The 22,590-nt window shown below is 47.4% G+C and carries 18 protein-coding genes; 8 read left to right on the top strand and 10 right to left on the bottom strand.

Features of this window, described 5'->3' with window-relative positions; genetic code table 11:
• Nucleotide 1: 1 nt before the first annotated feature.
• Nucleotides 2–1,261 (bottom strand): 3-dehydroquinate synthase, encoded by a 1,260-nt coding sequence (locus tag AC1RVX_RS20070; protein WP_493218373.1) that lies wholly within the window; start codon nucleotides 1,259–1,261, stop codon nucleotides 2–4.
• Nucleotides 1,262–1,882: 621 nt separating this feature from the next.
• On the opposite strand from AC1RVX_RS20070, the gene AC1RVX_RS20065 reads away from it, so the two are divergent.
• Both AC1RVX_RS20065 and AC1RVX_RS20060 read left to right on the top strand, forming a co-directional pair.
• Entirely contained in the window at nucleotides 1,883–3,271 is a 1,389-nt protein-coding gene (locus tag AC1RVX_RS20065) for an alkaline phosphatase family protein (RefSeq protein ID WP_493218372.1), read from the top strand.
• A gap of 18 nt (nucleotides 3,272–3,289) precedes the next feature.
• Complete coding sequence (locus tag AC1RVX_RS20060; protein WP_493218371.1) at nucleotides 3,290–4,399, top strand: TatD family hydrolase; 1,110 nt, start codon at nucleotides 3,290–3,292, stop codon at nucleotides 4,397–4,399.
• Nucleotides 4,400–4,429: 30 nt separating this feature from the next.
• On the opposite strand, the gene AC1RVX_RS20055 is transcribed toward AC1RVX_RS20060, so the two are convergent.
• The 4 genes from AC1RVX_RS20055 to AC1RVX_RS20040 all read right to left on the bottom strand — a co-directional run bounded on the left by AC1RVX_RS20055 (nucleotide 4,430) and on the right by AC1RVX_RS20040 (nucleotide 10,750).
• On the bottom strand, nucleotides 4,430–7,513 hold the full coding sequence (locus tag AC1RVX_RS20055; protein ID WP_493218370.1) for an efflux RND transporter permease subunit: 3,084 nt from the start codon (nucleotides 7,511–7,513) through the stop codon (nucleotides 4,430–4,432).
• Entirely contained in the window at nucleotides 7,510–8,709 is a 1,200-nt protein-coding gene (locus AC1RVX_RS20050; protein WP_493218369.1) for an efflux RND transporter periplasmic adaptor subunit, read from the bottom strand. Before AC1RVX_RS20050 ends, AC1RVX_RS20055 begins: the two co-directional genes overlap by 4 nt.
• Before the next feature lie 74 nt (nucleotides 8,710–8,783).
• Nucleotides 8,784–10,091, bottom strand: a complete 1,308-nt coding sequence (locus tag AC1RVX_RS20045; RefSeq protein WP_493218368.1) for an ATP-binding protein — start codon at nucleotides 10,089–10,091, stop codon at nucleotides 8,784–8,786.
• Nucleotides 10,088–10,750 (bottom strand): response regulator, encoded by a 663-nt coding sequence (locus AC1RVX_RS20040; protein ID WP_493218367.1) that lies wholly within the window; start codon nucleotides 10,748–10,750, stop codon nucleotides 10,088–10,090. The genes AC1RVX_RS20045 and AC1RVX_RS20040 overlap by 4 nt, the downstream gene beginning before the upstream one ends.
• A gap of 497 nt (nucleotides 10,751–11,247) precedes the next feature.
• On the opposite strand from AC1RVX_RS20040, the gene AC1RVX_RS20035 reads away from it, so the two are divergent.
• The 3 genes from AC1RVX_RS20035 (at nucleotide 11,248) to AC1RVX_RS20025 (ending at nucleotide 13,008) form a co-directional block, all read left to right on the top strand.
• Entirely contained in the window at nucleotides 11,248–11,997 is a 750-nt protein-coding gene (locus AC1RVX_RS20035; RefSeq protein ID WP_493218481.1) for a COG4705 family protein, read from the top strand.
• A 71-nt stretch (nucleotides 11,998–12,068) separates the two neighbouring features.
• Complete coding sequence (locus AC1RVX_RS20030) at nucleotides 12,069–12,479, top strand: histidine kinase (protein WP_493218366.1); 411 nt, start codon at nucleotides 12,069–12,071, stop codon at nucleotides 12,477–12,479.
• 94 nt (nucleotides 12,480–12,573) lie between these two features.
• Nucleotides 12,574–13,008, top strand: a complete 435-nt coding sequence (locus AC1RVX_RS20025; protein WP_493218365.1) for an EamA family transporter — start codon at nucleotides 12,574–12,576, stop codon at nucleotides 13,006–13,008.
• Between the two features lie 115 nt (nucleotides 13,009–13,123).
• On the opposite strand, the gene AC1RVX_RS20020 is transcribed toward AC1RVX_RS20025, so the two are convergent.
• From AC1RVX_RS20020 to AC1RVX_RS20000, 5 genes are all read right to left on the bottom strand, one after another.
• Nucleotides 13,124–14,245 carry an ABC transporter substrate-binding protein gene (locus tag AC1RVX_RS20020; protein WP_493218364.1) on the bottom strand — a complete coding sequence of 374 codons (1,122 nt, stop codon included), beginning with the start codon at nucleotides 14,243–14,245 and terminating at the stop codon, nucleotides 13,124–13,126.
• A gap of 198 nt (nucleotides 14,246–14,443) precedes the next feature.
• Complete coding sequence (locus tag AC1RVX_RS20015; protein ID WP_493218363.1) at nucleotides 14,444–15,298, bottom strand: ABC transporter permease; 855 nt, start codon at nucleotides 15,296–15,298, stop codon at nucleotides 14,444–14,446.
• A 31-nt stretch (nucleotides 15,299–15,329) separates the two neighbouring features.
• Nucleotides 15,330–16,106: an ABC transporter ATP-binding protein gene (locus tag AC1RVX_RS20010; protein ID WP_493218362.1), complete on the bottom strand. Its 777-nt coding sequence runs from the start codon at nucleotides 16,104–16,106 to the stop codon at nucleotides 15,330–15,332.
• On the bottom strand, nucleotides 16,106–17,101 hold the full coding sequence (locus AC1RVX_RS20005) for an ABC transporter substrate-binding protein (protein WP_493218480.1): 996 nt from the start codon (nucleotides 17,099–17,101) through the stop codon (nucleotides 16,106–16,108). Before AC1RVX_RS20005 ends, AC1RVX_RS20010 begins: the two co-directional genes overlap by 1 nt.
• Nucleotides 17,102–17,563: 462 nt before the next feature.
• Nucleotides 17,564–18,880 (bottom strand): porin, encoded by a 1,317-nt coding sequence (locus AC1RVX_RS20000; protein ID WP_493218361.1) that lies wholly within the window; start codon nucleotides 18,878–18,880, stop codon nucleotides 17,564–17,566.
• A gap of 195 nt (nucleotides 18,881–19,075) precedes the next feature.
• Between AC1RVX_RS20000 and AC1RVX_RS19995 the strand changes: the two genes are divergently transcribed.
• From AC1RVX_RS19995 to AC1RVX_RS19985, 3 genes are all read left to right on the top strand, one after another.
• Nucleotides 19,076–19,753 (top strand): response regulator, encoded by a 678-nt coding sequence (locus AC1RVX_RS19995; RefSeq protein ID WP_493218360.1) that lies wholly within the window; start codon nucleotides 19,076–19,078, stop codon nucleotides 19,751–19,753.
• Nucleotides 19,734–21,131: a sensor histidine kinase gene (locus tag AC1RVX_RS19990; protein WP_493218359.1), complete on the top strand. Its 1,398-nt coding sequence runs from the start codon at nucleotides 19,734–19,736 to the stop codon at nucleotides 21,129–21,131. Before AC1RVX_RS19995 ends, AC1RVX_RS19990 begins: the two co-directional genes overlap by 20 nt.
• A 568-nt stretch (nucleotides 21,132–21,699) precedes the next feature.
• Nucleotides 21,700–22,566: an MBL fold metallo-hydrolase gene (locus AC1RVX_RS19985; RefSeq protein ID WP_493218358.1), complete on the top strand. Its 867-nt coding sequence runs from the start codon at nucleotides 21,700–21,702 to the stop codon at nucleotides 22,564–22,566.
• The last annotated feature ends 24 nt before the right edge of the window (nucleotides 22,567–22,590 follow it).

The raw sequence follows: 22,590 nt of genomic DNA, 5'->3' as shown, positions 1-22,590 counted from the left end.
CTCAGATAGCCGTGACTGGCTGTAGATTGGTTACTGAATCGCCATGCAGGCATTGCAGCCAGTCTATCGCGGCACGCACCAACTCTGCATCCATCTCATGCACTTCCACGCCGCTGCCTATGGCGGCCAGCAGGGTGATGGTCAACTCACCACCCAGATGCTCACGGAATTCTTTCAAGCCTTGCAGTACCAGCAATTCACCCTGCGCATCCTGCGAAAGCAATTGTGGATGCCACAAGTCGAAGCCCAACTGTGTCAGCAAGCTGTATATACGCGCATCTTCATCTGCAGGCAGTAAACCTGCCAGGCAGGAATAGCGTGCATCCAGCGCCAGGCCAATGGCAACCGCCTCGCCGTGAGACAGCGCATGCGCTGTCAGGCGTTCAAGTTTGTGTGCGACCCAATGACCGTAATCAAGCGGTCTGGCAGAACCGCTTTCAAACGGATCACCACCATGGGCAATCTGGTGCATATGCAAGTTGGCTGAACGGGCGATCACAGTATTGAGGACATGACTGTCAAATGCAGCCAATGCAGGTAGCTGCTTTTCCATCATCAGGAAAAATGCGTGATCGCGTATCAGTGCGACCTTGACCGCCTCTGCCAGCCCTGCCCGTTTTTCACGGACAGGCAGGATATCGATAAAACATGCGTCATTAACGACTGCCCAGGGCGGCGAAAAAGTGCCAATCAGATTTTTTTGCCCCTGCCAGTTGACAGCATTTTTTACGCCAACACCGCTATCATCCTGCGCCAGCACTGTGGTCGGGAAGCGTATGTGCCGCACACCACGATGGAAAATCGCAGAGGCATAACCCACGGCATCCAGCACGGCCCCGCCGCCGATGGCGACGGAGTATGAATGTCTGTCTATTGCCCGCTCCGACAAAGCCTGCAAAAGCTTCTCCACCAGAGCCGGGTCATTCTTGCATGCTTCCCCACCTGGCATCATGAAAATGTCACCAACCAATTCCATCGATTCATGGTGAAAGCGCAGATAGGCATGGATCTGCTCAACTAAACCAGGCATGGCTTTGGCAACACCTTCATCCAGGAAGATGGCAAAACGATGACGCCGCAGGGGTTCGCGCAAGCTCAGCACGGCGCGGAAATCAGGATTGGCAATATCAAAGGCATCGCGGGTGGATACCACCGGGAAGGAATAATCAACGCGTACATGCTGCTGTTGCCAAGCTCCCCGCAAAGCAGTTGGCGCAGTCACATCCAGATCAGGCAATCTGCTCAGTTCAGCCAATTTCACGATAAGTCCTCTCCATGGGGCACCACTTCCAGTTTTCTGTCGTGCTTGCAAGCTTCATGCTGGAAATGATTATAAAACTGATATGCATTCATTTGCAAATTTATAAACTTCCCCGATCAGTAAAGTGTGTCCGGGAAATACCTTGCCCTCGCCTTTATTTAGTGAGTGACAAGCAATTGGAAGCTGGAACCCAGCGGTAGCACCTTCATTCAAACCGGAGAGTGTTCCCATCAATTGCTGTCCTGCCACTACGGTACACGACACTAGTGATCACCCAATTTCGAAAACAACACGAGCCTGTGTCATTCGAATTCCATCAGCAATTCTGGCGGCAACACCCGACAACTGATAGTTGGAACGGAAACGTTCTATGTTACCAATATTGAAATATTAGTGCAAAATAAGCAATAGCTTTAAGATATCTTTTGAAAAATATCTTTTTTACACAACATTTATCTTCAGGAAAGATTTTCCAGCAATAATCTGTTGCACAAAGCACCAATTAAATTAATAATAAGGAAACAATGTATCTGTAAGGTTATGCACTAATTCTCTTTGCTATGGCCAAAATTTGATGCATTTCACAACTTCATCGCAGTATGAATAGGCAAGGCCAGACGCATGCAAAGCTTGTTGATCTTGAATATCGTTGGGCTTACCCCCAACCTGTTGGGGGAACTGACCCCACGTTTGTCGGCCTTCGCTGCCAGCGGTAAATTGCAGCCACTGCAAACCGTGAGCCCGGCTGTTACCTGCACTGTGCAGGCGACACTGATGACAGGTTTGGCACCACAGCAACATGGCATAGTCGGTAACGGCTGGCTGTTCCGTGATCTGGCAGAAATCTGGTTTTGGCGGCAATCCAACAAACTGGTGGCTGGTGAAAAAATCTGGGAAGCAGGTAAAGCACGCGACCCCAAGTTCACCTGTGCCAATTTGTTTTGGTGGTACAACATGGCATCCAGCCATGACTATGGCATCACCCCCCGCCCCATCTACAAGGCCGATGGCCGCAAGCTGCCCGACTGTTACACGACGCCGCCTGGCTGGCGTGATGAACTGACCAGAAAGTTAGGCGCCTTCCCGCTGTTCCAGTTCTGGGGGCCCGCCACCACAATCAAATCAAGTCGCTGGATTGCTGACGCCGCCAAGTTGGCAATCAGCGAAAAAGATCCTACCCTGACGATGGTCTACCTGCCGCATCTTGACTATGACTTGCAACGACATGGCCCTGACCTGAGTAACCCGGCAATACAACAATCCCTGCGTGATATCGATGAAGTGGCCGGTGACCTGATCGCCCATGCACAACAGGCTGGGCGTCGTATCATGATCTTGTCCGAATATGGCATCACTGCGGTTGACCGGCCAGTGCATCTGAACCGTATCTTGCGCGAGGCCGGTTATCTGGTAGTGCGCGAAGAAGATGGTGCCGAATTGCTGGACCCCATTGCTTCCAGCGCCTATGCCGTAGCTGACCATCAGTTTGCCCATGTGTATATTGCGCGCCCTGAATTGATCGCGCCGGTACGCAAGCTGTTAAGCAGTGTCGCCGGTGTCGAAGGCATCTGGGCCGGTAGTGAAAGGGCAGAGATGGGTCTTGATCATCCTCGTTCGGGCGAGCTGGTGGTGATGGCGGACAAGCGTTCCTGGTTCACTTATTATTATTGGCAAGACGATGCACTGGCCCCTGACTTTGCACGCACGGTAGAAATACACCGCAAGCCCGGCTATGACCCGGCAGAGCTATTTGTCGATGCCAATATCCGCTTTCCAAAACTGGCGGTGGCCTGGCGTCTGGGCAAGCGCATGCTGGGTTTCCGCAGCCTGATGAATGTCATCGGCCTGGATGCCAGCCTGGTACAGGGTTCCCACGGCAGACCGGTGGATGCTGCTGCAGATGGCCCCTTGCTCATACTTGATCGACCGCTGGCAGATGACAAGGATAAAGTCCACGCGGCTGATATCAAGGACATCGCCCTGAACATCATATTTAAAGAAAATCAGTAAAGTACAAGGAGCAGGCAAATGAATGACAACGGCAAATATCCAGGTAATTTCGTCGCCGACAGTACCATCGTCGATGAAATGTTTTCTGACCGCGCAGTGACCTGCCCCTGCTGCAACGGCACCATCACGCCACAAATGCTACAAAACCTGCTTGCCCAGGCCGGGCAATTACAACAGGGACAAGCAGCCTTCCGGCAACTGGCCAGCGGCGGTAATGGCATGATGATAGACCCGCATGCCCATATGATAGCCCGCACCACTGACGATTATGAAGCCATGGCCAAGGCTGGCATCGTCGCTGTCATCGAACCGGCTTTCTGGCTGGGGCAGTTGCGTACCAATGTGGGCAGTTTTATCGATTATTTTTCCACCATCACCGGCTTCGAGCGCTTTCGTGCAGGTCAATTTGGTATTCGCCATTATTGCGCAATAGGTCTCAATCCCAAGGAAGCCAACAACCCTGCTCTGGCTGAAGCCGTGCTGGATATCATGCCGCGATATCTGGGCAAAGAAGGCGTGGTAGCGCTGGGTGAAATTGGTTACGATGAACAGACCGAACTCGAAGACAAAGCCCTTCGCGCGCAGATTGCCATGGCGATAGAATTTGAATTACCCATCATGATACACACGCCGCATCGCGATAAAAAACGTGGCACCACGCGTACCATGGATGTGCTGGAAGAATGCGGCTTTGATCCGGCACGCTGCGTCATTGACCATAACAATGAAGAAACCGTACAAGAGGTGCTGGATCGTGGCTACTGGTGTGCCTTCACCATCTACCCATCCACCAAGATGGGGAATGAAAGGTTGGCCGATATCGTCAAGCAGTATGGTCCGGACCGCATCATCGTCAATTCTGCCTGCGACTGGGGTGTATCCGACCCGCTGGCTGTACCCAAATCAGCCCGCCTGATGGCTAGCCGTGGCATTGCAGCCGACGTCATCCATCAGGTTGTTTATGCAAATGCCTTGTCCGTGTATGGCCTGAACCAGGAAATGCAGGAAGCCCACTGGTGCCAGCCAGCCAAAATAGATCAGCGCACCCTGTACAGCGGCAATTCTGTGCTGCGCGGCCAGACACCCAGGGTAGATGAAGAGACGCTTAATCCTGACATTATCCGTTGAGATTCCAGATAATAAACCGTACAGGAAAAGCTAGTCTGATCCATTTGTGACAACTTTCACCAAACCTTCAGCTTTAGCCCCATCTGTTGCCCTGTCAAAACAGACATAAAGTACTGGCGTAATGAACAAGGTAATCAATTGAGAAAACAGTAAACCACCAACAATTGATACCCCTAGCGGCTGACGCAATTCTGCCCCTGCTCCCAAGCCCAGGGCAATCGGCAGTGCCCCCATGATGGCACAAAACGTAGTCATCATGATTGGACGAAAGCGCAACAGGCAGGCCTGACGAATGGCATCGACAGGTGTCAAGCCTGATGTTCGTTGCGCATCAAGAGCAAAATCTATCATCATGATGGCATTTTTCTTGACAACACCGATGAGTAGCAAAATACCTATCATGGCAATAAAAGTCAGTTCCAGACCTGTAATGCGCAAAGCAAGCAGTGCCCCTACTGCTGCGGAAGGAATTCCGAGCAATATTGTCACAGGATGAATCCAGCTTTCATACAGCATGCCCAATACGACATAAATGACAGCCACAGCAATTAAAATCAGCCATAGCTGCGTGCTTTGCGCCTGCTGAAACAGGGCAGCCTGACCGGCAAACTCACCAAACACAAATGTGGGCAGATGTATTTCCTGGCGCGCTGCATCAATCGCAACGGCAGCGTCGGACAGTGATTTACCAGGTACCAAATCAAAGGTAACGGTTACCGCTGGCAACTGCCCCTGGTGATTGATGGCCATTGTGCCCTTGGCACGCTCAACACGCGCCAATGCACTGACAGGAATAAGTGCCCCCGTGTTACTTCTGACATACACTTGATTCAGGCTGGTTTCATCACGGCGGTTTTCCAGCGCCATTTCCATGATGACCTGATAGCTGTCTTCCGGGGCATAAATGGTTGATACTTGTTGCGTCCCGAATGCGGTGTACAAAGTATTCTTGATGACATTCATGTCCACACCCAGCAGCGATGCCTTGTCACGGTCAATCAGCAATTTAGCCTGTAAGCCATCTTTTTGTGCATCGGATGCCAGGCCGACAAACACATCCGACTTTTTTAAGGCAGCAATCAATTTGTCTGCCCAAACATCCAATTCCCCAGGGCTAACTGATTCCAATGTGTATTGGAAGCTACTTTTCGATCCTCGCCCCCCAATGCGCAGATTTTGTACTGGACTAAAAAAGACCTTAATACCTGGCAAGAACCCTGTTTTTTTACGTAGCTGTGTCAATACCTCTGCCATCGGTGGCCGGCTGCCTTTTTCCTTCAGCGTGACGGTGAAAGCAGTTGTATCATGATCGACTTTCGACACAACATCACTGATGGAAGTGTCATGCAAAAGTATAGTTTCAAGTTGCTGGTTGATTAACAGCCGCGCGTCATACGCCATATCCTGTGGCGTATCGACATTGACTGAAATCTGACCTATGTCTTCTTGCGGAAAAAATCCTTTTGGTGCGGCTATATACAATACACCAGTCAATATGACGGTGGACAAACCACCAAGCAACACTATTGCGCGATACGTCAGAGCCCATTCCAGCCCTCGCCCATAAGCAGCGAGGGTGCGGTCAAAAATAGTTTCAAAAACACGACTCCAGCCAGGAACCTGATCATGCCCCGGTGTAGCTTTAATCAACATAGGTACCATTAAAGGAATCAGTGTTAACGCGACCGCGGCAGAAACAAGAATGGAAAGTGAAACAACGACAGCAAATTCATGGAACAACAAACCAGTCACTCCCGGCATAAAAAAGATGGGGATGAATACCGCAATCAGTGAAACCGAAATGGAAATGACGGTAAAACCTACTTCACGTACCCCCTGTCTCGCAGCCAAAGCTGGTGTCATGCCATCTTCGATATGACGCATGATATTTTCAAGAACGACGATAGCATCATCAACAACCAGGCCAACTGCAATGGTGAGGCCCATGAGTGAAATGTTATCGAGACTCAATCCAAGTGCATACATGAGCCCAAACGTAGCTAACAATGAAATAGGCAGGCTGATCGATGGTATCAACGTTGCAGCCAGGCGGCGCAAAAACAACAAGATCACCATCACAACCAGTGCGATAGTCAGCAACATCGTCAGATTGACATCGTGTACGGCATTGCGGATGGAAATCGACCGGTCCGAAAGTAGCGATACTTTGACCGATGCTGGCAATTGCGCTTGCAGCATGGGTAGAATATTTTTGATCGCATCCACAGTGGCCACTGTATTAGCCCCAGGTTGCCGTTGTATCGTCAACAGGATGGAATTGATGCCATTGATCGCACTGGTATTCTGGATATTTTCTATACTATCCTGAACGTCCGCCACGTCGCGTAATCGAATTGCTTGCCCGTTCCTGCTAGCGATGATGACATTGGCAAAGTCAGTTGCTTTCATCAAGCCACCAGGTACATTCAGCATCATCATCTGGCGTTTGCCGTCAAATTGTCCCGTTGGCGCGTTTGAGTTTGCGGCTTTAAGTGCCGTTGTGACTTCCGGCAAAGTCAGGTTCACAGCCGCCAATTTGTCTGGCTGGATTTCTACCCTGACGGCATAGCGTTTTTGCCCGGTGACGTTAACCTGCGCCACACCGTTCAATGTGGAAAGCGCAGGCACAATCAGATTGTCTGAAAAACCGTTCAGATCAGTCAATTTCATTGACGGTGAACTTAGGCCTATCAATAATACGGGGGCGTCTGCCGGATTAACTTTGCGGTACGATGGTGGCGTAGACATTTCTGCAGGCAGCGAACGACTTGCCCGAAACAATGCTGCCTGCACGTCACCGGCGGCCGCGTCAATTGCTCTGCCAGGATCAAATTCCAGCGTGATTTGTGTCTCGCCCTGTATGCTGGTTGAGGTTGTTGCCAACAGACCAGGGATGGCCGAAAATTGTTTTTCAAGTGGAGTTGCAACTGAAGTCGACATGGTTTCAGGGCTGGCACCGGACAATCGCGCAACGACCTGTATAGTCGGCGTATCATAATTTGGCAAAGCAGCAATAGGCAATTTCAACCAACACGCAACACCAGCTACGATAATGCTTAACCACAGCAACATGGTGGCGATAGGTCTTTCAATAAAAAATTCGTAGCTATTCATTTTGACTTACCAGCTACATGATTGACCGGCATATTGACCGTCTTGCTGCCGGTTTCATCGTCAAGTGGACGTATTTGCGAATTTGCTTTATCTATCTCCACCAAAGCCCCTTCAGACAAATTTTGTCCGCCTTCAAGTACCACTCTTTCGCCACCTGATAAACCTTCGAGTACGGCTTTTCCATCTTGCAGGCGCAATAGATTCACGGCCTTTACTCTCACCTTGTTATTCTCGTCAAGCAGATAAACAAACCGTCCGGCGGGTCCCTCCAGTACGGCTTGAGGGGCCAAAACCACCGCAGCTTTGCTGACGCCAGCATGCAAGGTAACCCTTGCGAAACCACCTGGCCAGAGCCGATGAGCCGTATTGGCAAAGCTGGCTTTCAGGCTGATCGTGCCGGTATCCTGGTTTACGGTATTGTTCACAAAACTAATATAACCTTCCACCTTCTGCTGATCCTGTGTTTCCAGCGTTGCGCCGACCTTGCCCTGTTCGCGCGCCATCAGAATTGCCTGAAGTGCCTGCTCAGGAAGATTGAATTCCATTGCAATCGGATCCATCTGCACCAGTGTCACCAAAGGTGTAATGGCAGAAGTCTGCGCCAGGCTGCCAGGATGGATACTAACGCCTCCCGCTAAACCAGAAACCGGCGCTGTGATACGTGTATAACCGGCCTGTATTTTTGCACTGTCTTTCTCGGCGATTGCAGCAGCTAATTGCGCCTGCAATGCATCCACTTTACTTTTTGCACTGGTCAAAGTGCTGTCAGATATGAACCCTGACTTGACCAGTTCCCTGGAACGCATGTAATCCCGCTGTGCATCTGTCAATAATGCTCTTATTTGTGCAGCCTGCGCATCATAGCGATTGATCTGTGCGTTCGCATCGCTGGCATCCAATGTAAACAAGAGCTGCCCGGCCCGTACCTGCTCACCTTCGTGAAAATCCACACTGCGGATGATGCCGGTAATCTGTGGACGTACATCGACCTGATTCAACGTAACCAGATGCCCCTGCCCAGAAAACTCTATCGGTAAATCAACGCGCTGAGTGATTGTGACTGTCACGATAGGTGGCGGCTTTTGAGTAACGGTCTTTCCTGCAGTATTCCCCCATATGTAGCGTTGACCGATGGTCGTCAGAAGAATCACTCCTGCCACAATCGCAAATAATAATTGTCTTTTTCTTTTTAACATGACATATCCTGAATCTTGGCGCTTATTTCAATGACACGGCGGGAAGGTATATTTGTCTCATCAATCCCGCTTGCCTAAACAGCTTTGTTAAGGCGTATAGTGATAACCAATCCCCGGGAGGCTTGATTGGTCTTCAACTGAATTTCTGCCGCATGCAAATCAGCGACACTTTTTACAATAGACATCCCCAGGCCGCAACCCCAATCAGTATTTCCATCCGGGCGGTAAAATCGGTCAAACACTCTCTCACGTTCCTCCTCAGGAATTCCTGGCCCATTGTCGCTAACGCGTAAAACCGGCCGCCCATTTTCAATACCTGCAAATACATCGACTTTTCCATCCTGCTGGGTATAACGCAAAGCATTGTCAACCAGATTGCTCAGCATGACACTTAAGCCATCGGCATTTCCCTGAATCTGAACTGACATGGAATCGCTGGCCAATCCCAGATCAATCGATTTACTGTCTGCATAAGCAGAATGATCAATAACCGATTGTTGAGCCAGCAGATGAAGGTCGCACACGGCGAATGCACGCGTAGCCTGATCCGGCTCATGTCGCGCCAGTGTCAGTAATTGGTGAACCAGGTGACTGGAACGATCCAGTCTGTCATGCAGCTTTACAAATGCCGCTGTGCGCAATTCATCCGTCGAAGAACGCTCAGCCAATTGCAATTGCAACTTGAGTGCAGTCAAGGGAGACCTTAATTCATGGGCCGCATCTGCCACAAAAACACGCTGCGCGGACATTGCCGTTTCGATCCTGACAAGCAGCCGGTTCAAGGCAGCGACTATGGGTAATAAATCTTCTGGCAAGCCAGCCAGATCAATCACTTGCAAGGCATTAGGGGAGCGTATGGCAACCGCATCTGCCACTTTATCCAGTGGAGCCAAAGCTCTGCCTACGACGAAATAAATCAAAACAACCAGGGCAAGTAGTAATATCACTAAAGGAGACAAAATACGCAATGCCATATGCACTGCAAATTTATGCCGTACTGAAACCGGTTGAGAAATCTGAACCAGACGATCAGACTTGGCTTCAGTGTATACCCTGAAGATTTCACCGTCGAAAGACACACTTTGATGCCCTATCCCCTTTTGAAACGGCATGCGCATATTTATTTGGGAAAAGTAAATTTTCCGACCATCCTGATCCCATACCTGTACGGCAATCTGGTCATCCAGATCTTCCGTCGCCGGTAACAATTGATTTGCTACCAGTTGCAAAGGCAAGGCCGCTGCTATTTGTTTCAGTTGCCGATCAGATTGTTCACTTGATTCATTGTCTGCCAAGTGATAAATGGCAAAGCCAGCAATCAGGGTGCAAATCAACGCTCCTGCCAACAGACCCAGCATTAATTGAGTACGGATTGTTTTCATTTTTCCGCAGCCAGTTTGTATCCGACACCTCTGACATTTTTGATGAAATCCGCACCTAATTTCTTGCGAAGATGATGGATATATACGTCAATAGCGTTACTTTCAATTTCGTCGCCCCAGCCATAAATCTTATCTTCCAGTTGCGCTTTTGAAACGACATTACTGCCAGAATCAAGTAATGCGCGCAATACAGAAAATTCACGCGCCGAAAGATGGACAGTCAATCCGTCCAATGTGACCTCATGGGTTGCGAGATTCATGGTGACACCGGCATGCGTTATGATGGAATGAATATGTCCGCGATGACGTCGCAAAACAGCACGTATACGTGCCATGAGTTCATCTATGTCAAATGGTTTGATCAGGTAGTCGTCTGCACCGGCATCAAGACCTTCAATTCTGCTTGCTTTTGCATCTCGCGCAGTAATAATCAAAACGGGCACATCACCACCTTGCTTGCGGTACTGATGTAACACATCGAGACCATTTTTTTTGGGCAATCCCAAATCCAGCAACATCAGATCGTAACTTTGGGTCCCAAAGGCCAATTCAGCGCCGTGACCGTCACGTACCCAATCCACAGCATAATTTTCGCCTCGCAATGCCTCCTCTATATTTTCGCCGATCATAGGATCATCTTCTACCAATAACACTCTCACACGATACCTTTCTTTAGCACTGGGCCAGCCGCCATATCATCATTTGCAATTCTTTTGCTGAAAAGCCACGCCACTCAGATGTTCCTTCAGTCTAGCTGATGCATTCTTAAACTAGTCTTAAAGTTTGACTTACCAGATAAATATCATAATTCGTTGTCACTGAAACCCGTTTCACAAATAGGACCGAGATGCAAATTCAGCTCCGGTCGGCGACGAAGACAGTACTTTATTTTGCCGAATGCGGGAGCTGCAACGCAGCTGGGGCGGTTTTACGCAAGTCCACCTATTAATGATTTCTTAATTTTTATACCCGTATGCTAGGACCTGTTACCAATTAAATGAAGAGACACATTCAAACAATAACAGCAGTTGGCAAGGGTGTTCGGGCTGCTGCCAGTTTCACACAAATTTCCACTGTTTGAACCAGCTAACAGACAGACATGTTTTGAAAAGAAAGACGCTGAATGAACTCATTTCAACAAAAAAAACCATCTCCGATGCTTAACAAGGTTCCAGAAATAAGTCTTTATTTCTGGATAATCAAAATACTTTCTACCACTGTGGGGGAAACCGCTGCCGATTATCTGGCCGTACATGCAGGTCTGGGAATTGCCATTACCGGTACTATCATGGCAAGTTTTCTTGCGCTAGCGCTCATCTTGCAAATCCGGCTGAATCGCTATATACCCTGGGTATATTGGCTGACGGTTGTGCTGTTAAGTATTGTCGGCACCCAGATAACTGACGTCTTGACAGATGGCCTTGGTGTTAGTCTGTATCTCAGCACTTTCGTGTTCTGCATATCGTTAGCATTCATATTTGGTGCATGGTACTGGTGTGAACGTACACTTTCCATTCGCACGATTGTGACACGACGCCGTGAATTATTCTATTGGGCCGCTATTCTGTTGACATTTGCCCTGGGAACGGCAGCGGGTGATCTTGCAACGGAAGAACTCAGTCTTGGCTTCAGACTTGGTGTGGGATTATTCACTGGAATGATCGCAATCATTTACGTGGCGTGCCGTTCGGGACTAAATTCCGTTCTGGCTTTCTGGCTGGCTTATATTCTTACCCGCCCTTTGGGTGCTGCGCTTGGCGACCTGTTGTCACAATCATCGGAATATGGCGGCATCGGCTGGGGAACCATCAGCACCAGCGCCGTTTTCCTGAGTGTCATCGCGATTTTAGTGTTTATCGTAAGTCTGCGAAAAGACAATCAGGTACCAGACATGACTCAGGACTAATCCTCAATTATTCATACTTACTCAACTTACTCAACTTACTATTACTCACCATGACTAACAAGGTAAATCAAATGAAAAGACAGAAAATAAAACAGATTATGCTGGCCTTCAGTGTAGTCGCAGTACTGGGTTCAGGCTGTTTCCCTGCCATGGTTTCCATGATCGGCACGGCTGAAGCAGCAAGCAGTAAACTCGGCGACCTCAGCAAGTTCCGTGTCATTGCCCAAGACACTTCAGTATTGATCAACAAAGGTGAGCTTGCCGCTGCAAAAAAACGTATCAAGGACCTGGAAGTGAGCTGGGACGAAGCAGAAGCTGGTTTAAAGCCACGCGCCGCTTCGGACTGGCATGTGATCGATAAGTCTATCGACAAGGCCCTGGCTGCCTTACGTGCGGACAGTCCCAATCCGGCACTCTGCAAACAGACAATCAACGATGTGCTGAATGAGTTTGATAAGGTGAATGCAATTGCGGGTAAATAACAGGAAAAACAGCAAAATCTACTGACTACCAGCGCGAGTCTGCTTCACTTGTCTTAGGTGTATATTAACGTATCGTTTTTTACTTGAGATCAAAATGAATTCTTCAAATGGCTGGTTTTATTGGGCATGCCTGTCGGCGATATTTGCTGCCTTCACGGCAATTTTTGCAAAAATCGGCATACGGAACGTTGACTCGGATTTTGCGACTTTAATCAGAACCGCCATCATTCTGCTCGTCTTGATCGGTTTCGTCTGGTTCACTGGAAAAATGAAGAACCTGAACACACTCCCTGCCAAAACCTGGATATTTCTGATCTTGTCAGCTTTGGCAACAGGTGCGTCGTGGGTTTGCTATTTCCGTGCATTACAGATTGGTGACGCATCCAAAGTCGCCCCTGTCGATAAAATGAGCCTGGTGTTTGTCGCCATATTCGCTTTTGTTTTTCTTGAAGAACGGCCATCGCTGCAAGAGTGGCTGGGAATTGCCATGGTTGCGGGTGGGGTCCTTGTATTGGCATTCAAACGCTGATGCGACAAAAATACATCATGTCTTAACGCCATTTCATCATTTGAAATGGCGTTGATTTGGAGTTGTTTTGGCGTTGTTTATATCAGTATCGCGACACATGCCATGCGCGCCGAAACTACCTTTGGATTGCTCCATTTTTACCGATAACAGTCAACTCGACAAATTTTGAACCGTCATGCATATTTTGAGTATAAGACACCTTGACACCTCCAAGGTCAAAATTGCGCATGCTGTTCAACGCAGCCAACAGCTTTTCCCGGGTAACTGATGGCCCAGCACGACGCAATGCTTCCGTCAATAATTTTGCGGCTAAAAAACCTTCCAGGGTAGCGTAAGAAACTGGCGGAGGGCTATCCATCCCTTTCAATACATGTTGAAATTCCCTGACAGCCATCGCACTAATATCTTTTGGGTAAGGCATGACTTGCATCACGCCGACTCCGCGTCCGTCATCGCTCAGTGATTTGAAGAAACTGTCAGAACTGACATTTGACAACATTAAAAATCGCGGATACAGACCTCTTTTATGAATTTTCTTTACGAAATCTGCGCATACAGACGGCGTACACGCCATTAACACTGCTTGCGGGTTACTTGCCGTAATCTCATTGACAGCCTCGTCTATTTTCAAATCTTTCCTGTCATATTTAGCTATCACCATTGCTTTTAAATTGTGCAATGCCAAGTTTTTTTCGAAACCAGCCAGGCCATCTTTTCCAAACGGGTCGTCTTGATACAAAATCGCAATCTGTTTTATTTCAAGGGGCAATAATGATTCCACCATTTGGATCGTTTCATCCTGGTAACTGGCCCGCAAATGAAATAAATAGGGATTGAATGGATGATGTAAGGTCTGCGCTCCAGAAAAAGGGGCAATCATAGGTATTTTTTCTGAAGTCAGCATTGGTAGTACCGCCTCTACTGTCGGTGTACTGCGATAACCAAATAAAGCCAATGCATGATCTTCTTTGATCAGTTTTTCTGTGTTTGCTTTGGTGATTTCTGGCTTCCGCTTGTCATCATAGCTCCTGAGCTCAATCTGCCTGCCGTAAACACCACCCTGAGAATTGACCCAATTAAAATAGGCTAGTGCCCCTTCCCGGTTTTCTTTTCCCGTCGCCTCTCCTGACAATTCAACAGACTGACCAATCAGAATTTTTTCCGGAACGGCCTTTTTTTCGCTTGCTTCAGCCAAATTGATCAAAGTCAAAAATGTGAATATGAATAGATATTTCATTGCTGCTATCTCCTGTTATATATGTTTTTATTTTGTAAGCCGTGACGTAGGGGGTGCGGTGAAATCAACCTCGCTCGTCAGACCTTATTACTTCACCAAATCTGCGATAACATCTGTCCATCTTGACTTCGCAGTAGCATGAAAAAAAAGCCCGCAAAAGCGGGCCTGTAACTTGGCGACACTCTTTTAAACAGATAACTACATGCCCTGCTCTACAAATTGCGCGGGTCTCCATTTCAATAATTTATTTTCTATTGCAGTCAACGCATATTCTGCGGCCAAAGCAACTACTGCCAATACGATCATTGCTGCAAATACGCCCGCTGCATTGAAAGTACCTTGTGCTGTCGCGATCAATAAACCTATACCGTGTCTGGCACCAAGAAACTCACCAACGACGGCACCGACTAAAGCAAAACCAAAACTAACGTGCAAGCTGGCCAATATCCAGGTCAGCGCAGATGGAAACACCACCGAAAATGTTACTTTACGTTTGTTGGCACCCAGAATGTAGGCATTGGCAATCAGGTTTTTGTCGGCTTCACGAACGCCTTGAAAAGCGTTACCAAATACCACGAAAAATACCATCACGACTGCCAAAGCTACCTTGGATCCCATTCCCAGGCCAAACATGATGATAAAAATAGAGCCAAGAACTACGCGTGGAATAGCGTTGGCAACTTTGATGTATATGCTAAATACGTCTGCAGCCAACTTATTACGTCCCAGTGCAATGCCAAAGAAAATACCCAACAGGCTACCTACCAGGAAACCCAATACGGTTTCTTCCATGGTGACCAGTAACTCTCTCCACAAAGGCCCCTGCGCAGTTCCTTCGGTTAGCCATGTAACCAATTGCTCATAGATAGCTGATGGCTTGGAAAAAAAGAAAGCATCAATAAGACCCCAGTTGACCGCCAGTTCCCATCCAATCAAGGTAACTACGGCCACAGCTATGCGCAGGAAAATCACAAGACGCCGGTGATTCACGGCACGAGCGATGGCCTTACGCTCTTCTTCCCCAATTTCAGACGGTAACGAATTTTGTTTCATGATTGCTGTATTCATAATGATAGGTTCCGCTTCAAATTTGGACTTCGTCTTTTAAATCGGACCAGATCTGTTTGGACAGATGGATAAACTCATCGGTATAGCGGGCTTCCGATACGTCTCGCGGGCGAGTCAAAGGGATTTCGTAACTGCTCTTGACTGACCCAGGACCTTTGGACAAAACGATGACACGATCCGCCAATGCAATTGCTTCTTCAATATCATGGGTAACGAATACGACTGAAGCCTTTTTCTCTGACCACAGGCCAAGTAACTCTTCCTGCATCAGTGCACGGGTCTGCACATCAAGCGCCGAAAAAGGCTCGTCCATCAATAAAATTTTGGGTTCATTAATAAAGGTTTGTGCTAAGGCGACGCGCTTTCTCATCCCGCCAGACAGTTGATGAGGATAATGGTACTCAAAACCGGATAAGCCAACCCGACGCACCCATTCTGCAGCCATATCTTTGGCAATTTTTGGGTCTTTACCCCGGAAAACAGGACCTATTGCTACGTTATCAATCACATTTTTCCAAGGGAATACCGCGTCCGCCTGGAAAACAAAACCTATGTTAGGATCGATTCCCGTCACAGGTTTGCCAAATACCTTGACACTACCTGATGATGGCGGATTCAACCCGGTGATCATCCCCAATGTAGTAGATTTTCCGCAGCCGGTCGGTCCGACGATTGCGCAAAAATCCCCTTCATTCACGGTCAGGCTGAAATCACGCAGAGCTAATGTAACCTTGCCCGCAGGGCTGATAAATTTTCTGCTGACATTATTCAATTCTATCGCAACATTTTTCATTATTTGGCAGCTTTCACAAACTCAGTAGTAAATGTGTTAGCCAAATTAATGGACTTACCCTGCACTGCCTTGTCAAAGCCGTTCAACACTTTCAATACGGTAGCCGGTCCGTTTTCAGGCATCATGCCGTCAGGCGTGAACATCAGTTTGCTACCGTCAAGTGCATCAATATACAATTGCTTGTTTGAAGCATAATAGTCCGCCGGCATTTTTTCGGCGATTTCCTTGGCGCTATGTGTCTTGATGTATTTCAGGGTTTTGACGAAAGCAGTCACAATTTTTTGGACTTGTTCCTTGTGCGTGCTGACCCAGGCAGAAGGCATGTAAAGGCAGGCTGCCGGATAGGTTCCACCAAGTGCTGCTTCAGTTTCCTTGGCTGTACGCAAGTCGACAAGAATAGTTGCAGCACCAATGGATGTCAGTCGGGATATGGTTGGCTCTGTCGTCATACCTGCATCGATCTTGTTTTGGCCCATTGCGGCAATAAAAGTCGATCCTGCACCTACTGGCAGCGTTGTAAATTCACTATTTTTGACACCCGCTTTGGCAGCCAGATACTGCGTCAAAAAGTTGGTGGAAGAACCAAGTCCTGTTACGCCCAAGGTTTTTCCTTTAAAATCAGCAGGGGATTTAATGTCTTTAGCGGCAGCCTTGGAAACCAGAATAACTTCACCTGGTGCCTGACTGAATTGCACAACTGACTGCACCAATTTCCCGCGTGCCTGCAAGTCAATAGTGTGGTCGTAAAAACCAACCACGCCTTGCGCTGCACCGGACAACATTTCGGTTTCTGCATTAACACCAGCCGGTTCACTCAAAAGCTCGATCTCCAGACCGGTTTCTTTCAAATATCCCAACTGTTCCGCTAGCTTTGCAGGCAAATAAATTTGCTTTTCTATCCCACCAACCATGATAGTGATTTTTTCGGCGGCATAGGTATTAAGGCTGGTTGCCAATAGCAATGCTATAGCCAGAGGCTTACATCTTGATTTCATCATTGTCTCCATTTTTATATTTAACTGCTTTTGTATTGTGCTGCCATTATTCCTTCAATTAGCTTTCATTTAAAAAAATAGCTCAAATTTCAGGTTTCCCTTTATATAAGCTATTTCATCAAAAGGGACTAAAATAGGGCTTACGCAAAACCATCCTGGCTGCGTACGAAAAGTACTGTCTTCGTCGCTGATGGTGTAGTTGGGGTTTCAGACATGTTGTCAGCCAACGCCCCCTGCAAGCCAGGTTTCCTATAGCGATAACCTTGCTGTGACAATTTTGCGTCAGTTATATAAGCGATTTAGATGCAGTGCAAAACGCCATTGCACGCACAAACAAAGGCGACAAAGGATTGCACTCACTTGACTACACATGAGTCAAATGTATCTCGTTCGCTTGATAAAATGAGTTCTGACTGGCAAAAGCGTTACAGAATAACGCTTTTGCCAGCAATGACAGATTTTTTAGAACTTGAACCGCATCCCGACAGCATATTCATTTTGCGATGTAAATCCGTTCGCTTGCGAAGCCAGATAGGTACCATCTGTATTCAGACGATCGAGTGCAAAATACAATTCGGTCCGTTTGTCAAAGTGATAGAACGCAGAGCCATACCATGTCTTGCGTTTACCTGTTGCAGTTTTGGTGGCGCCGCTAGTATTGGCATAAGCATTGAGTACGTAGCCACTGCCATTGACGGCAGCGTTATCTGCATTCATGGTTTGCCAGCCCAATTCATAGTCAAACTTCCCGGCAGGTGTGAATTTGGCTGAAAGCGTATAGGCTTTATCGCTACGATTGCCGATCGCAACAGGTTGATCCGCCTTGTAACTGATATAGCCAGCATTCAAGCGAACAATACCAAATTGATAATTTCCACCAACGGAATACGAACTGTGTGTGTAACCGTTTACGTTCGCTGAGTTGTAAAATCCTGAAGCATTGATATCGCCACCGTTATAGGCAAGCCCCAAGGATTTGGTTGTGCCTGTTGTAGTATCGCCAGGAATACCACCTACCTGATAACCTACGCCAGCAACGATATTGCCAAATTCTTTTTTCCAGACGATACCTTTGTCGTAACGCGTGCCTGTCGCACTACCTGAATAAAAAATAAGTTGTTTAAAGTTGTTATTATTGGAGTAGCCGCCCTCTTCCAGGGTCACGCCAGAACTGCCATATGGGTCACCGTAGATTTTAGAGAATTCACGTGCCAGTGTGTTTTGACGTCCCAGGGTGAACTTACCCAGTGACTCACTCTGTATCCCCAGCCAGGCATCGCGATTGAACAGAACGCCCGGCGTATCCATATTACCTGTTGGCAATTCATATTCACTTTCCAATTTGAATATGGCTTTTAGACCATCAGTATCCTTGAGAGCATGCTCGCCTTCGATGCCCCAACGATTGCCACTGAACCAGGCAACTGACATATCGTTCTGGCTGTTACCTGTTTTATCGGCGTTGCTTTTATTGCTAAGGCTTAAATCAATCAAGCCATACAGCCTGATCATATCCCCACCATTCTTGTACACCAAGCCTTCACCCGCTGGCTGGCTGACTGATGCGGAACTCTTTGTTGCTTCTACTGCCTGGTTAGCGGCAACTGTGGCTTGTTGAATTTGTGCCAAAGCCTCCTGGGCTTGTTGCGCGGCTTTTTGTGCATCTGCGGCGGCTTTTTGAGCCTGAGCCAGTGCTTGTTGCAAATCTTGTACCGATTGCGCTTGAGTTGTTCCTGCCAATGCACCTAGAATGGCAAGAGCCATGAGGTTTTTTTTCATTTGTATGTCTCCAGATTTATAAAGTTGTATCTCACGTATCTATTGACTGACTGAGTGAGCCTACACAGGCAAATATAGTAGGCACTAGCCTTCTACTTGCCTTCAATAGAAGCCTTGTGGAAAAAATGAAACGGCAAATAAAATGACGTGAACGGATTCGTTTGGCAATACACAAAATGATTTACTCTTACAGCTATGAAACTACTCTTGGTGGACGACAATCGCGAGCTATCGTCATGGCTGACGCGTTTATTAACGCAATCAGGCTATGCCGTTGAACAAGCATTCACGGGTGAAGAAGCATCTCATTTGTTGATCACACAAAGCTACGACGCAATTCTTCTGGACCTGACGCTGCCAGGTATTAAAGGACAAACCGTATTAAAGAGCATCAGGCATAAAAATAACGACGTCCCGGTCTTAATCATCAGTGCCCTGGATTCTTTGGGCGATATCATAGAAAACCTGAATCTGGGTGCCGACGATTATCTGGCAAAGCCTTTTGATATTCAGGAATTGGAAGCCCGCTTGCGTTCACTTTTAAGAAGGGCAAGTGGCAAAACAAATCCCGTAACTACATGCGGTGCATTGAGTTACGATAGCAATTCAAAAATCTTTAGCAATCATCAGGTCGCCATCAATCTGACGCCAAGAGAGCACGCAGTACTTGAGGCATTGATACGAAAATCCGGAAAAACCGTATCCAAAAAAGAACTGGCTGACGGATTATTTACGTTGAACGATACTGTTTCCCCCAAAGCACTGGAAATTTACATTGTCAGGTTAAGAAAAAAAATAGAAAATTCTGGCGCACAAATTATTACGCTGCGTGGATTAGGATATATGCTGACCTATGTTGCCACGAATCAATAGCCTGAAAGGCAGATTGGCATTGTGGGTGTTTTTACCTACATTATTAATCTCAGCTATCGATCTGATCGTTACTTACAATAGTACCGACCTGATTGCCACCCTGGTGCAAGAGCAGTTGCTAAAAGGTTCCGCCAAGATCATTTCAGAGCAACTGGTTATTGTGGATGGCGCCTACGAAATAAGCGTTCCTCCGGCAGCTTTTGAGTTATTTGCCAGCAAATATAAAGATCTGGTTTTTTACTCAGTACGCAGCAAAAATGGCGTGCTTATTTCTGGCGACGAAGAGCTGGCCAACTATCATTCAAGTTTGCAAATCGAACAGGAAAAATATTTCCTGACAACGATACGGGGTGAACCAGTAAGAGTGATTGCCTATGCGCATGCGCTTCCAAGTACATCCAATAACGACTATGCAATTACACAGGTGGCACAAACACTACGTAGTCACGACGCATTCAAGAAAGATTTGTTTTTATTGACGATGAGAGATCATCTGCTTCTTTTATCGATAGTCCTCATAGGCTTATTCATTGCATTCAGATGGACATTGAAACCTTTAATTGAATTTAGTGAAAAGCTTCTCAAGCGCCAACCAGGATCTTTGGAAAAGCTTGATGCAGAAAATGCTCCTGTAGAGTTGAGCCCTGTCATTTTCGCCATGAACGACTATGTCGCCAGGTTGGATAAAACCTTAACATCTTATGAGCAATTCGTTGCCAACACCGCGCATCAACTAAGAACATCTTTTGCCATCATCACGTCCCAAATCAATTTTGGAAATAGAAACGACAAACTTGATCAATCACAAAAAGAAATTTTTGCTGCGATTCAAAAGACGATAGTACAAGGTACAAAAGTCATTAATCAATTATTGGTTCTTGCATCTATTGAACAAAATCGACATATCAATAGCTTTAAAATTCCTACTCAATTTTCCGAAGTCATTAAAGGTGTCATAGAAGAATTAGCACCGCTCGCGCAGCAAAAAAATATTGATCTGGGTATAGATACGCTTGATGATTTTATCATCAATGCACCACGGTCATTACTGCGTGAACTGGTATCCAATCTGGTCGACAATGCGATTGCCCATATAGCGGATGGTGGAATGGTGACGATATCCTTGCAAAATTTGGAGGCATCCGTATTGCTGTCAGTCACCGACAATGGGCCAGGTATTCCAGTGTCAGAGCGTCAAAAAGTATTTGAACGTTTTTATCGACTGAACGAAAACAAACCAAACAGCTCGGGACTAGGCTTATCTATCGTAAAAGAAATTTGTGACATGTTAAACGCAACGATAGTCTTAAGCGTACCGGAAAGTGGAACGGGCTTGGAGGTGAAAATTACTTTCATTGGCAAGCTTGCTGATTTCTGATTCATTCAGGCGATTTTGTGCTCAAGAGAATTTTGACAAACAATGCTGAGTTTGATCTGACAAATTACCCTCTTCCAATCACCCAACTATCATAGATCAAAGCGAAACTACTGCACATCAAAGCATTATCGAGGTCTTCCTGCTAATTCTGTAGTGTCACCGTTCCATTCCCCCACGCATAACGCGTAACCATGGCTCCAGGCAGATCAAGCTTATCTGCAGTGACGCTAAGAACCTGATTTCGATCTGTAGCGAGCGTGCATCAGCGGGGTCAGGGCAGCATAAAACGCAGCGCAAAAAATGGAATGTACTCTGGTACATGAGCATTTTGAGCAGCACATGAGCCCCGCAGGGACTCCAATTGCGCACGCGCAGTAAGATCGAAAACAGGTTCTAAGTAGTCGCCAGCCAGGCGCAATAAATACGTACACAGAGCAGTCAGCCCGCTATTTGCTCGATTCAAGAAACAATAATGTGCAATTTTTGCTGTTTATCTGTTTGATTTTAGCAACTATAGTTCATTGTAACGCTGCAAGACGTTCCTTAAACCACCCGACAGGAGTTCACCATGATCCGTACCACCGTTATCGCCGCTTCTCTGGCAATTAGCTTTTCCTCGACGCAAGCTGCACAGCCACTTACCGTCAAGGTCTATAACGCCAATGGCAGCAGCTTCAACGTTAACTCCACGCTGGTGTACGGCGAAAAAGAAGCAATAGTGATTGATGCAGGCTTCACTCGCGCAGATGCGCTGCGCATTGCCGCAAATGTACTCGACAGCGGCAGGCAGTTGACGACCATCTATGTGAGTCAAGCTGATCCCGACTACTATTTTGGCGTAGAAACGCTGAAAGAATTTTTTCCCCAGGCCGAGGTGGTGACTACGCCTGCCGTTCTGGAAAAACTGACTGCCAAGATGTCGGGAAAACTCGCATTCTGGGGACCAAAGATGGGTGCAAATGCACCGCATAAACCAGTAGTACCGCGGGTATTGGAAGGCAATGTTCTGACATTAGAAGGCCAGACCATTGAAATCCATGGCACCCAGGGCTTGCTGGCGCATCGTCCTTATGCCTGGATTCCGGCGATCAAGGCTATCGTGGGTAACATCGGTGTATTCGGCAATATGCATGTGTGGACTGCAGACAGTCAAACAGTGGCTGAACGCGCTGCCTGGGTAGCGCAACTGGACGAAATGTCGGCACTGAAACCTGAGCTTGTGGTTCCCGGCCATATGAGTGCCGACACCAAGGTGGATGCCAGCGCACTCACCTTCACTAAAGACTACCTACTTACTTTCGAGAAAAACCTGGCTTCCAGCACGGACGGCGCAGCACTCATCAATGCCATGAAACAGTCTTACCCACAAGTGACCGATGGTGCCATGTCGCTGGACATCGGCGCTAAGGTCAACAAGGGCGAAATGAAATGGTGACATCAAAAACCTGACAAGGCTTGA

Source organism: Undibacterium sp. GW821-FHT11B02 (assembly GCF_058808955.1).
This window is presented reverse-complemented; position numbering and strand designations above follow the sequence as displayed.